Source organism: Niveibacterium sp. 24ML (assembly GCF_026586805.1).
GTDB lineage: Bacteria > Pseudomonadota > Gammaproteobacteria > Burkholderiales > Rhodocyclaceae > Niveibacterium.
This window is the reverse complement of sequence record NZ_JAPFHA010000003.1, coordinates 61605-74409: the sequence shown is the minus strand read 5'-3', so window position 1 is coordinate 74409 and position 12805 is coordinate 61605. Positions and strand designations below refer to the sequence as shown.

Sequence of the window (12805 nt, the reverse complement as noted above, 5' to 3'; positions counted from 1 at the left end):
GAGTTCGTATGAGCCCGCGCGAAGGATTCGTTTCATAAATGAGAACGGGCCGGCGTCAGCCGGCCCGTATTGATTGGGCTTTACCGTCAGGCCGGCGCTGTCGCGCCCGCGGTTGGGTCCGCTGGACCATCTGATGATGCTGGCTTCTGCGATGCGGGCATATGCGGTGCCCGCGGGGTACGGCCAGCCATGATGTCTGCGATCTGATCGGCGTCGATGGTCTCCCACTCGAGCAGCGCGGCTGTCATGGCTTCCACCTTGTCACGATTATCCTCAAGGATCTTTCGTGCAAGGGCGTACTGTTCGTCCACAATGCGGCGGATTTCGACATCCACCTTCTGCATCGTTGCCTCGGACAGATTCTTGTGGGTTGTGATCGAACGCCCGAGGAACACCTCCCCTTCGTTCTCTGCATACACCATCGGGCCAAGCGCTTCGGACATGCCGTAGCGGGTGACCATGTCACGCGCAATCGCAGTCGCCCGTTCGAAGTCGTTTGATGCACCCGTAGAAACGTTGCCAACGAAGATCTCTTCGGCCACTCGGCCACCAAACAGCATGCAAATCTGCGCAAGCATCTGGTCTTGATAAAGGCTGAAGCGATCCATTTCTGGCAGCGACCAGGTCACGCCCAAGGCTCGGCCACGCGGAATCACGCTTACCTTGTGCACCGGATCGCATCCAGGGAGGACCGATCCAATGATCGCATGCCCGGATTCGTGGTAAGCCGTCTTCTTCTTTTCTTCCGGCAAGATCACCATGGACTTTCGCTCCGCGCCCATGAAAATCTTGTCCTTGGCGCGCTCAAAGTCTTCCATGTCGACCAGACGCTTGTTTGCCCGTGCAGCGAAAAGCGCAGCTTCATTGACGAGGTTTGCTAGATCGGCGCCGGACATACCCGGCGTACCGCGCGCAAGCACGTTTGCATCGACGTCCGGCGACACCGGCACCTTGCGCATATGCACCTTGATGATCTGCTCACGACCACGAATGTCAGGCAAAGGCACGACCACCTGACGATCAAAGCGACCAGGACGAAGCAGCGCGGGATCGAGGACATCGGGCCGGTTGGTCGCAGCGATGACAATGACGCCAGTCTGACCTTCGAAACCGTCCATCTCAACAAGCAATTGGTTCAAGGTCTGCTCGCGCTCATCGTTACCACCGCCCAACCCGGCACCACGTTGGCGGCCAACCGCATCGATTTCATCAATGAAGATGATGCACGGCGCTTGCTTCTTGGCGTTCTCGAACATGTCGCGCACACGCGCAGCACCAACACCCACGAACATCTCAACGAAATCCGATCCAGAGATCGAGAAAAACGGCACCTTCGCTTCGCCCGCAATCGCCTTCGCCAACAGCGTCTTGCCGGTGCCTGGCGAACCGACCATCAGCACCCCTTTCGGGATACGCCCGCCAAGCTTCTGGAACTTCGAAGGGTCACGAAGGAAATCAACGAGTTCAGCAACTTCTTCCTTCGCTTCGTCACAGCCGGCAACGTCGGCAAACGTGATCGAGTTGCTGGATTCGTCCAGCATGCGCGCACGGCTCTTGCCAAAAGAGAAGGCACCGCCGCGGCCGCCACCCTGCATCTGGCGCATGAAGAAGACCCACACCCCAATCAGCAGCAGCATCGGGAACCAGGAGACAAAGATGCTCATCAGCAACGACTGCTCTTCATCAGGCTTTGCCGTGATCTTCACGCCGTAGCGCATGAGATCGCTGACCATCCAGAGATCCTGTGTGCCCGGAGTGAACACGGTGATCTGCTTGTTGTCCTGCGTTGTGGCACGCAGCGTGCGCCCTTCGATCGTGACCTTTGCGATACGCCCCTGCTTGGCTTCCTCCATGAACTGGGAGTATTCCATCTGGCTTTGCGCGGTCTGGCGACCATTGAACTGGTTGAATACTGTCATCAGCACAATGCCAATGACCAACCAGATCGCGAGATTCTTGAATAAGTTGTTCAAGTTGCTTCCTTCTCAGGCCCAAACGGGGCCATCCCCCACCATAGACCAAGCCATTCTATGACCGTTCCACAAATCACGCCAACGCGACGAAATCTGCCCCTAGTCGCGCTTTTCGAGCCCCAGCAGGAAGACCTCCGAGCTACGGTCTCGCGATGCTGCAGGCTTGCGCACATGGACCTGCTTAAAAACAGCCCCCATTGCCTTGCGAAACCCTTCAAATCCGGACCCCTGGAAGACCTTGACAAGCATGTTGCCGCCGCTCACCAGATGCTGTTGCGAGAAATCAAGCGCGAGCTCCCACAGATGCTCAGCGCGGCCTTGATCGATTGTCGCGATACCGGAGATATTGGGGGCCATGTCTGAAAGCACAAGATCCACCTGACGGCCGTGGAGCCTTTTTTCGATTTCTTGCAGGACGGCATCCTCCGTGAAGTCGCCCTGAATGAACTCCACACCTTCAATCGGCGCAAAATCCAGCAGGTCTAGCGCGATCACGCACCCGCCGGGCATCACTTTCTTGACTACCACCTGGGTCCAACTACCCGGCGCCGCACCGAGCTCGACAACGACCTGCCCCTTGCTGAGCAAGCGGTCCTTCTGATCGATCTCGGTCAACTTGAATGCTGCGCGCGAGCGATAGCCCTCCAGCTTCGCGCGCTGCACCCAAGCGTCGTTGACATGCTCGGTCATCCATTGTTTGCTGGTCTTGGTTCGCTTCATCGCACTAAAATAGAGGTTTGCAAAGCCGGATTCCCATGAAAGCACTTACGCCAGCCGAGCGCCGCGATCTTCGCGCCCGCGCTCACAGCCTAGATCCAGTTGTCAGTATTGCCGAGAAAGGTCTCGCGCCAACCGTACTGAAAGAAATTGATCGCTCGCTCACCGCGCATGAGCTGATCAAGATACGTGTTTATGGTGATGACCGAGAAGCCCGCGTGGCGTACATGGCCACGATATGTAGCGAACTCGGCTGTGAGCAAGTGCAAATGATCGGAAAACTGTTGGTGGTCTATCGACCATCGCCCGAGAAGACAGCCCCGGAAACCGCGGCCAAGGCACCCGCCCGTGCGAAGACCACTGCGCCGCGTACCGCAAAACCGACAGCCCGCGCTACGGAGGGGCGAACGTCACTCGCGCGCCCGGCAACGAAACTCAAGAGTGGAACCATCGCTCGAAACATCTCGCGCCCCAGCGGCGCCGCCACCAAAGGCACCACGACGCGCAAGCCGCGCCCACGCTGAATTGCGGCCCCCCCGGCTTTCAACGCCGGGGGCTCGCCCCTTCCAGCACGACCAATGCGCCACCGAGCGCGCTCTGCAGCAAATACAGAATGCTCGACACGCCATGCCATGTGGCAAATCGGTCGCGCATCACGCTCTCCATCACCTCACGCGGCAAGGCCTGCTCCTTAAGGTGCACGAGCAGGGGCTGAATGCCAAGCACGCTCGCCACGGTGAGCATGAACATCAGCAGCACAATCCAGAACGTCGCGCCTTTGAAGGCCTGCACACCCCGCTCAAGCACACACGAGAGCATCAGATAGACCGCGCATCCAACACCGAGCCAACCGACGATCGAGAAGAGCCGCCCCGCAATCTGACCGGCCAGCGCACGGTCAGCTATTGTCGAAAAAAGCGTCGGCGCAACAATCCCGCCCACCGTCCACAACGCGCCCACCCAGAGGGTCAGCGCCAACACAAATAGCGGGCGAATCAGCTGACGCATTTTCAAATGTATTTGACGTCGAGGATCTCGTACTCACGAACGCCGCCAGGCGCCTGCACCTCGGCGACATCGCCCGCATATTTGCCAATCAGCGCGCGAGCAATGGGCGAAGACACCGAGATCTTCCCCAACTTCAGGTCAGCCTCGTCGTCACCGACAATCTGGTAGGTGACGGTTGTACCGCCCTCGATGTCCTCCAGTTCAACGGTCGCCCCGAAAACGCAGCGCCCATCGGCGTCAAGCAACTTAGGATCAATGATCTGCGCGGACGAGAGCTTGCCTTCGACCTCTTTGATCCGCCCCTCGATGAAGCCCTGGCGTTCCTTTGCAGCATCGTATTCCGCGTTTTCCGAAAGATCGCCATGCGAGCGCGCTTCAGCGATCGCAGCAATAACGTTCGGACGATCGACGACCTTCAAACGCTGAAGCTCGGCGCGCAACAATTCCGCACCATGAAGGGTAAGTGGAACTTTATTCATCTCTCTTGCCCTGCCAGTCAAACAAGTTCAGCGTGCAGAGACTGCAGCGCATACGGCGTCAACTCGGAGAGGTGACGGATTCCGAGGCACGCTGCACGCGCACCCTCAATGGTGGTCTGGATCGTCACTTTGGCTGCGAGGGCGCTGGTACGGATCGAACGGGAATCCGCAATGGCCTGGCGCTTCTCCTCAACCGTGTTGATGATCAAGCTGATCTCATTGTTCTTGATCATGTCCACGATGTGCGGACGGCCTTCGGTCACCTTATTGACCGGAGTCACGGTAATGCCCGCTGCCTCCAGTGCAGCGGCGGTGCCGCGGGTTGCCACCAGCTTGAAGCCTAGTTCGGCGAGCTCGCGCGCCACCTCGATTGCCTTGGGCCGATCCGCCATCTTGACGCTGATGAAGGCCGTGCCGCCAGTCGGCAGCTTGACGCCCGCCGCCAGCTGACTCTTCACAAAAGCTTCGGCAAAGCTGCGCCCAACGCCCATCACCTCTCCGGTCGACTTCATCTCCGGGCCAAGGATCGTATCGACACCGGGGAACTTGGCAAACGGGAACACCGCCTCCTTGACCGAGAAATAGGGTGGAATCACCTCTTCGGTGACGCCCTGCTCTGCCAACGACCGCCCCGCCATGCAGCGGGCAGCGATCTTGGCGAGCGGCAGCGAGCACGCCTTCGAAACGAAAGGCACCGTGCGTGATGCGCGCGGATTGACTTCGAGAACGTAGACGACGGCGTCGTCACCCTTGCCCTGGATCGCGAACTGCACGTTCATCAAACCGCATACATTGAGGCCACGGGCCATCAATTCGGTCTGCCGACGTAGTTCATCCTGCAGGGCTTTCGACAACGTGTAGGGTGGCAGCGAACAAGCCGAATCACCTGAGTGAACGCCCGCCTGTTCGATGTGCTCCATGATGCCGCCGATGATGACCTGCTTGCCGTCGGACAGCGCATCAACGTCGACTTCCGTCGCATCGTTCAGGAATCGATCGAGCAGCACCGGCGAATCGTTTGAAACCTTGACGGCCTCGCGCATGTAGCGTTCGAGGTCTTTCTGCTCATGCACGATTTCCATCGCGCGGCCGCCCAGAACATAGGACGGACGCACCACCAGCGGGTAGCCGATTTCCGCGGCCAATCGAACGGCCTCTTCCGGCGCACGCGCGGTGCGGTTGGGCGGCTGCTTCAGGCCCAGATCGTTGAGCAGCTTCTGGAAGCGCTCGCGATCTTCGGCGGCATCGATCATGTCAGGCGTGGTACCAATGATCGGCACGCCATTGGCTTCCAGTTCACGCGCCCGCTTGAGCGGCGTCTGGCCACCGAACTGGACGATCACGCCAACCGGCTTCTCGACTGCGACGATCTCGAGGATGTCTTCGAGCGTCAGCGGCTCGAAGTAAAGCCGATCGGAGGTGTCGTAGTCGGTCGAGACGGTTTCCGGGTTGCAGTTGACCATGATGGTCTCGTAACCGTCTTCGCGCAGCGCCAGGGCGGCATGCACGCAGCAATAGTCGAACTCGATACCCTGGCCGATGCGGTTCGGGCCTCCGCCCAGCACCATGATCTTCTTGCGGTTGGTGGGTAGCGCTTCGCACTCGTCTTCGTAAGCCGAATAGAGGTAGGCGGTATCGGTCGCGAACTCTGCAGCACAGGTATCAACCCGCTTGAACACCGGCCGCACGCCAAGCGTGTGGCGCTGCAAGCGCACGCTGGTTTCGTCGGACGCCAACAATTTGGCAAGACGCCGGTCCGAGAAACCCTTGCGCTTGAGCTCACGCAACTCCGGCGCCTGGAGCGCCTTGAGCGAACGACCGACAAGCGACTTCTCGGTCAGCACCAGATCTTCGATCTGCGCGAGGAACCACGGGTCAATCTTGGTGAGTGCATGCACCTGATCAAGCGTCATGCCTTCGCGGAATGCCTGACCGACATACCAGATCCGGTCAGCCCCCGGATTGGCCAACTCGCTCTCAAGCTCTTCGCGATCGCATTCGACTTCATCCAGACCATAGGCGCCCGTTTCAAGGCCACGCAGAGCCTTCTGGAAGGACTCCTGGAAGGTGCGCCCCATCGCCATCACCTCACCCACCGACTTCATCTGTGTCGTCAGGCGCGAGTTCGCGGCGGGGAACTTCTCGAAGGCGAAGCGCGGAATCTTGGTAACGATGTAGTCGATCGAGGGTTCGAAAGACGCCGGCGTTGCGCCGCCGGTGATGTCGTTCTTGAGTTCGTCGAGCGTGAAGCCAACCGCCAGCTTGGCGGCAATCTTCGCGATCGGGAAGCCGGTCGCCTTCGAGGCCAGCGCCGACGAGCGCGACACGCGCGGGTTCATCTCGATGACCACCATGCGGCCATCCTTCGGATTGACCGAGAACTGGACGTTCGAACCGCCGGTATCGACGCCAATTTCACGCAGCACTGCGATCGAGGCGTTGCGCATGATCTGGTATTCGCGGTCGGTCAGGGTCTGCGCCGGGGCAATGGTGATGGAATCACCGGTATGCACCCCCATCGGATCGAGGTTTTCGATCGAGCACACGATGATGCAGTTGTCGTGCTTGTCGCGCACGACTTCCATCTCGAACTCTTTCCAGCCCAGCAAGGACTCTTCGATCAGAAGCTCACGCGTCGGCGACAGATCGAGGCCGCGGGTGCAGATCTCGACGAATTCCTCAACGTTGTAGGCAATGCCACCACCGGTACCACCCATCGTGAACGACGGACGGATGATTGCCGGGAAGCCCACCGTGGCCTGCACGGCAAAGGCTTCTTCCATCGAATGCGCCACGCCGGAGCGCGCCGAAGCCAGACCGATCTTGGTCATCGCTTCCTTGAACTTCTGGCGATCTTCGGCCTTGTCGATCGCATCCGGCTTGGCGCCAATCATCTCGACGTTGTACTTGTCGAGCACGCCGTTGTGCCACAGATCCAGCGCGCAGTTCAGCGCCGTCTGGCCACCCATCGTCGGCAGCACCGCATCCGGGCGCTCTTTCTCGATGATGCGCTCGAGCACCTGCCAAGTAATCGGCTCGATGTAGGTGACGTCGGCCATACCCGGATCGGTCATGATCGTCGCCGGGTTGGAGTTGACCAGAATGACGCGGTATCCCTCATCACGCAGGGCCTTGCAGGCCTGGGCGCCGGAATAGTCGAATTCGCAGGCCTGGCCGATAACGATCGGGCCAGCGCCGATGATCAGGATGCTCTGGATGTCTGTACGCTTGGGCATGTCTCTTCACCACCGGGGCGGGGCGCCCTGCACGAAGCAAGGCGCCAAAAATGATTACTTCTTCGCTTGTTCGAGGAAGCCGACGAAACGATCGAACAGGTAGGCCACGTCATGCGGGCCCGGGCTCGCTTCGGGGTGCCCCTGGAAGCACAGCGCCGGACGATCCGTCCAGGCGATGCCCTGCAGGCTGCCATCGAACAGCGACACGTGGGTCACCTTGACGTTGCCGGGCAGCGTCGCCGGATCCGCAGCAAAGCCGTGGTTCTGGCTGGTGATCAAAACGCGACCGGAATCGAGATCCTTGACCGGGTGGTTCGCGCCGTGATGACCGAATTTCATCTTCAGCGTCTTCGCACCAGCCGCCAAGGCCATCAGTTGATGCCCCAGACAGATGCCGAAGGTGGGGATCTTGCGATCAAGGAATTCACGGATCGCGGCGACCGCGTAGTCGCAAGGCTCGGGGTCGCCCGGGCCATTGGACAGGAACACGCCGTCCGGATTGAGCGCCAGCACTTCGGCTGCCGGCGTCTTTGCCGGGACAACGGTCAGCTTGCAACCGCGCTCGGCCAGCATGTGAAGAATGTTGCGCTTGACGCCGAAGTCATACGCCACGACATGGAAGCGCGCTTCCTTCTGCTCGCGGAAGCCTTCGCCCAGCCGCCATTCGCCGCTGGTCCACTCATAGCGTTCGGGGGTTGTCACCACCTGCGCCAGATCCATCCCAGCCAGGCCAGGGAAGGCACGCGCCTCGGCAATCGCGGCATCAACATCGATCACTTCGCCGGCTGCAGCGGTGACGATGCAACCGGGTTGCGCGCCCTTCTCACGGAGGATTCGGGTGAGTTTGCGGGTATCGATCCCGGCAATGGCAACGACGCCTTCCGCGCTCAGGTAGGCGTCAAGCGTCTGCTCAGCGCGGAAGTTCGACACACGCAGCGGCAGATCGCGGACGACCAGGCCCGCGGCGTAGGTTGAACGCGCCTCGCAATCTTCACGATTGGTGCCCGTGTTACCGATATGCGGATGGGTCAGCGTCACAATCTGACGGCTGTACGACGGGTCGGTCAGGATCTCCTGATACCCGGTGATCGCGGTGTTGAACACCACTTCACCGACGGACTTTCCGACGGCGCCGATTCCCTTGCCGTGAAACACCGTTCCATCGGCGAGCGCAAGCAAGGCTGGGGGAAATGCTGTCACAGCGGACTCCCTGAAACTTTCGCAATATCCAGAATTCTGAGCGGACGCCGGAACCGGCGCCGGACGTGAAAAACGGGATTCGCCGCTCGGCGCATCCCGCTTTCAAGAGCCCTGAATTATAGCCGTTTTTTGATCGCTCCGGCAAATCTGGGGAGCAGGCTTCAATCGTGCTCAGCCGGCCCCCTGGCGCCTCAGGTAACTGGCCAGACGATCGAGTTCCGGAATCAGGTCTGCCAGACGGGCGCGCGATTCGGCGGCACGCGCATGCCGCGCCGCCGACTCCAGCTTTGCCGCAGCGTCCGCCGCCGCGGTCGCCCCGAAGATCCCCGCCGAAGCCTTCAGCGAATGCGCGCCACGGGAAAGCGCGTCCCAATCGGACCGCTCAGCCGCACCCAGCAAAGTCGCGCGGGTCTGCCCATAGTCCTGCAGAAACACGCCAATCAGCATCCGAACGGCGGCTTCGTCGCCGTCGAGCGTATCGCGCGTCACATCAAGATCAGCCACATCGCCGCTCGTCACGAACGGATCGCCTTCGATTTCGGTACGCGAGCCATCGTAATACTCCTCGGTCACAGCTTCCTTTCGCACGACCCGCTTGATCGCCGCGAACAAGTCGGCCGGCTTGAGAGGTTTGACGACGTAGTCGTCCATGCCTGCCTCAAGGCAACGGTTCCGGTCGGTCGGCATCGCATGGGCTGTCATCGCCACAATCGGGACCGACTCAAGCAGGCCTGTCCCCGCCCAGCTCCGCCGCGCCTCGCGCGCGCGGATCGCGCGTGTTGCGTCGATGCCGCCCATGACCGGCATCTGCACATCCATGAGAATCACGTCGAAGCGCTTCCGGTCAAAGAACTCAACCGCTTCGGCACCATTGTTCGCCAGCTGCACACGATGCCCGGCACGTTCAAGCACCTTCTGGGCAACCGCCTGGTTCACCGGATTGTCTTCGACCAACAGAATGTCGAGCGGTTCAGCGACGGCCTCGGTCGCCGCGCGCGCCGCTGCGATATCGAACTCGTCGAGCGTGAAGCCGCTGCCGCCATCGACGCCAAACGCGAGCAGCGCTGCATCAACCAGATCACGTCGCGAGAACGGCTTGATCAGGTGTGCGCGCATGCCCAACCTGCGGCATCGATCCGCATCTTCACGCTGGTTGTGCGTGTTGAGCAGCATGACGATACGCTCACAGGAAGCGGCCAAATCGAAGTAGTGGGAAGGCAGCGCGAAGCCACCGGGCTCAGGCAATCCTGAATCCACCAGCATCAAATCGTAGTAGTCATTTGCGGCGGCAGCAGCCTTGAGTGCAGCCTCGGCGGCTTCCGCAGAATGCACGACATCGACAGCCAGGCCCGCGATCTGCAGCCAGGTCTTGATACGCTCGGCGAGAGTCTGATTGGCCACAACCAGAAGGCCGCGCCGCCGGGCGAACTCCGGGCGCGGCGTCAGCGGCGCAGCGCTCTCAACGATTTCGCCCCGCAGCGTGAAGCGGAAGCAGCTACCCTTCCCCGGCACGCTTTCAACCCAGATCCGGCCGTCCATCAGCTCGATCAAGCGGCGGCAGATCGCCAGGCCAAGCCCGGTGCCACCAAAGCGCCGCGTCGTCGAGGTATCGGCCTGCGAAAACACATCGAAGATCGATGCGTGTTTTTCTGGGTCGATGCCGATTCCGGTATCGCGAACCGAAAACTCGATTCGCGCGAATCCGCCATCGCGCTCCAGCACACGGGCGCCCACCTCCACTTCACCGCGCTCGGTGAATTTGATCGCATTGCCAATGAGGTTCAGGAGCACCTGCCGCAGCCGCCCCGGATCGCCCTTGAGGCGCACGGGTACGTCGTCCGCAACGTTGAGGATGAGCTCAACCCCTTTCTGGTGGGCACGCAGGGCAAGCGCCTTGATGGCTTCCGAGACCGTGTTGAACAGCCCGTAATCAATCATCTCCAGATCCATCCGGCCCGCTTCGATCTTCGAGAAGTCCAGGATGTCGTTGATGATGGTGAGCAGCGCCTCGCTTGATGATTTCACGGTCTCAAGATAGCCGCGCTGTTCGTCATCGAGCTCGGTATCGAGCGTCAGCTCGGTCATGCCGATGATGCCGTTCATCGGCGTGCGGATCTCATGGCTCATGTTGGCAAGGAAGTCGCTCTTGGCGCGGTTGGCCGCTTCCGCCGCCTCCTTGGCATGTAGCAACTCAAGCTCGAATCGCTTACGTTCGGTAATGTCGCGATGCGTACCGACCAAGCGCAGCACGCGCCCGTCGGCGGCGCGTTTCACCACCTTGCCGCGGGCGAGAATCCACTTCCAGTCGCCCGCCTTGGCGCGCATGCGAAATTCGGCCTCGTACTCCGGCCGCTCGCCGCGCACATGCGCTTCAAGTTTTGCCCGTGTCGCCTGTACGTCATCCGGGTGCACCAGGGCGAGCAACCCGCCGAGCGAGGGCGACAGATCTTCAACGCGATAGCCAATCATGCCGGCCCAACGGGTGCTGTAGTGCACCGCACCGGTGTCGAGCTCCCAATCCCAGATGCCATCGTCCGACGTATCGAGCGCATGCTTGAGGCGCTCTTCGGTCACGCCCAGCAAGGCCGAAGTGCTGCGACGCTCATTGACCAGAGCGGTCAGCGAACGCGCAAGTTCGTCCACTTCGAGCCGCGCGACCGCCTCTTCCCCCCGCGCATCCCCCAAACCACGCAAGGCATCGCGCAAGGTATCCAGCACGCCACGCTGGGCACGGCTTTCGGCGCGCAGCTTGTCGTTGGCCTCAAGCAACTCGGTTGAGCTGAGTTCCAGGCTTCGGGTACGCAGGCTCAGATCACGTTCATATTGCTGATAGGTGCTTTCGACCAAGGACAGCAAATGCCCCAGGCCACTGGCAAGTCGCGCCGGCTCACTTTCGCCCTGAGCGATATCGGCAAGCAGCTTCTGCACCGAATCCGCGCCAAGCGACTGCCGCACCTGGCGTGCCAGCAACTTGCTGATCATGGGCGCGGATACAGGCTGGTGATCGTCATCGTCTGGTTGTGCAGCTTGCATTCGGTGGTGTCGAGAAATGGACTGATTTCGCCGTTCGAGTAGAACCCGCACAGCGTACCTGATGCACCAAAGACTTCGGCAACCGCCTCGACTTCTTCATCAACGCGGTCGCCCATGACCAGCTTGCGCCCGACACAGCTGACGAGAATGGAAAGGCTCTGCCCGCCGGCCCCGCCCGCCTTGTACGCCGACTCTGCCGCAGCCACCGCGCCCTCAACCAGTGCATCGGTGCGCGCATGCATCATCTGCATGTACTTGGCCTCCTGAACCTCGCCCGCGAGAATCAGCGCGCCATCACCCTCATGAACGCCGAGAATCGTGCGGATCAGGCCCAGCTCCGTCCGCGCGCCATCCACCATCGAAAACGGGAACAAAAGACCGGAGGCCGGCAACTGATCGGCGTACTCTCCGAGGTAGCGCTTGTAGATCGCCAGCGCGGACTCACCGTCCAGCTCATACAGCACGTTCCCTTCCGCCCGCGTCACACGACGCATCGGACCAAAGGGCTGCCAGCCGCCAAAGCTGCCATGGCCAAGCGTCACCACGCCTGGATTCAGACCCAGCGCGACAACCTGATCGCTGCCTTCGGCCTCATCCCCCAGCACAAATGTTTGCGTGAAGGTGCCGCGATCCCCCGCCAGCCCCCCGCAGATCGGAACCGCCGGCGCCAGTGCCTGCTGCAGCCCGCGAATCAGCGCGCTACCGTTGATCTCGACCCCCGGCGCGAAGAGCAGCACGCCCGCATAGGCATGCCGGCCGAGTTGCTGGCCGATCCGACGCCCGGCGAACTCGGAATCATCCATCCCGCGCAAGCGCGTTTGGGCGTGAGTGATCGCGCCACCGCCGAGTTGCACAGCGGTGATCACAAGACTGAATTGGGATACGCCGCGTTGCGAGATTTCACCGGCAGTGGAACAACCGCTCAACACGACATTCGGAAACAGCGCGCGCAGGCGGCGATGCAAGGTGCCGTCAAAGGCATCGACATCGCCGAATACCAGCAGCCAGTCCGGATCAATCACCCGCAGCGGCGCGAGCGCGTCATCAGACCAGTCGCGGGCAGCAACAACAACTTGAGTGATGCGCATGAAGCCTCCACGCGAGCGCGGAGCCATGGCACCGCTTGTTTGCCCTTAACGGCGGCTGGCGCAAAAGCTTC

9 protein-coding genes are annotated in these 12805 nt (G+C 61.0%); 1 reads left to right on the top strand and 8 read right to left on the bottom strand.

What is annotated here, in order from left to right; genetic code table 11:
• Positions 1-86: 86 nt before the first annotated feature.
• Positions 87-1973: an ATP-dependent zinc metalloprotease FtsH gene (ftsH, locus tag OPU71_RS03455; protein WP_267724973.1), complete on the bottom strand. Its 1887-nt coding sequence runs from the start codon at positions 1971-1973 to the stop codon at positions 87-89.
• A gap of 99 nt (positions 1974-2072) precedes the next feature.
• A complete protein-coding gene (locus OPU71_RS03450) occupies positions 2073-2693 on the bottom strand; it encodes an RlmE family RNA methyltransferase (RefSeq protein WP_267725361.1) in 621 nt (206 codons plus the stop codon).
• 35 nt (positions 2694-2728) lie between these two features.
• Here OPU71_RS03450 and OPU71_RS03445 point away from each other — a divergent pair, with 35 nt between their 5' ends.
• On the top strand, positions 2729-3214 hold the full coding sequence (locus tag OPU71_RS03445; RefSeq protein WP_267724972.1) for a YhbY family RNA-binding protein: 486 nt from the start codon (positions 2729-2731) through the stop codon (positions 3212-3214).
• A gap of 19 nt (positions 3215-3233) precedes the next feature.
• On the opposite strand, the gene OPU71_RS03440 is transcribed toward OPU71_RS03445, so the two are convergent.
• From OPU71_RS03440 to OPU71_RS03415, 6 genes are all read right to left on the bottom strand, one after another.
• Complete coding sequence (locus OPU71_RS03440) at positions 3234-3698, bottom strand: DUF4149 domain-containing protein (protein ID WP_267724971.1); 465 nt, start codon at positions 3696-3698, stop codon at positions 3234-3236.
• Between the two features lie 2 nt (positions 3699-3700).
• The gene (greA, locus tag OPU71_RS03435; RefSeq protein WP_267724970.1) at positions 3701-4177 is read right to left on the bottom strand and encodes a transcription elongation factor GreA; all 477 of its coding nucleotides are present in this window, start codon (positions 4175-4177) and stop codon (positions 3701-3703) included.
• A gap of 17 nt (positions 4178-4194) precedes the next feature.
• Complete coding sequence (carB, locus tag OPU71_RS03430) at positions 4195-7413, bottom strand: carbamoyl-phosphate synthase large subunit (protein ID WP_267724968.1); 3219 nt, start codon at positions 7411-7413, stop codon at positions 4195-4197.
• 54 nt (positions 7414-7467) lie between these two features.
• On the bottom strand, positions 7468-8613 hold the full coding sequence (gene carA, locus OPU71_RS03425; RefSeq protein ID WP_267724965.1) for a glutamine-hydrolyzing carbamoyl-phosphate synthase small subunit: 1146 nt from the start codon (positions 8611-8613) through the stop codon (positions 7468-7470).
• A 171-nt stretch (positions 8614-8784) separates the two neighbouring features.
• The gene (locus OPU71_RS03420; protein WP_267724963.1) at positions 8785-11595 is read right to left on the bottom strand and encodes a hybrid sensor histidine kinase/response regulator; all 2811 of its coding nucleotides are present in this window, start codon (positions 11593-11595) and stop codon (positions 8785-8787) included.
• Complete coding sequence (locus OPU71_RS03415; protein WP_267724962.1) at positions 11592-12734, bottom strand: FIST signal transduction protein; 1143 nt, start codon at positions 12732-12734, stop codon at positions 11592-11594. Before OPU71_RS03415 ends, OPU71_RS03420 begins: the two co-directional genes overlap by 4 nt.
• Positions 12735-12805 lie beyond the last annotated feature (71 nt).

Coding starts and splice junctions, on each gene's coding strand:
- greA (WP_267724970.1), bottom strand. CDS start 4,177: ATGAATAAAGTTCCACTTACCCTTCATGGTGCGGAATTGTTGCGCGCC.
- OPU71_RS03420 (WP_267724963.1), bottom strand. CDS start 11,595: ATGATCAGCAAGTTGCTGGCACGCCAGGTGCGGCAGTCGCTTGGCGCG.
- OPU71_RS03415 (WP_267724962.1), bottom strand. CDS start 12,734: ATGCGCATCACTCAAGTTGTTGTTGCTGCCCGCGACTGGTCTGATGAC.
- carB (WP_267724968.1), bottom strand. CDS start 7,413: ATGCCCAAGCGTACAGACATCCAGAGCATCCTGATCATCGGCGCTGGC.
- OPU71_RS03450 (WP_267725361.1), bottom strand. CDS start 2,693: ATGAAGCGAACCAAGACCAGCAAACAATGGATGACCGAGCATGTCAAC.
- OPU71_RS03440 (WP_267724971.1), bottom strand. CDS start 3,698: ATGCGTCAGCTGATTCGCCCGCTATTTGTGTTGGCGCTGACCCTCTGG.
- OPU71_RS03445 (WP_267724972.1), top strand. CDS start 2,729: ATGAAAGCACTTACGCCAGCCGAGCGCCGCGATCTTCGCGCCCGCGCT.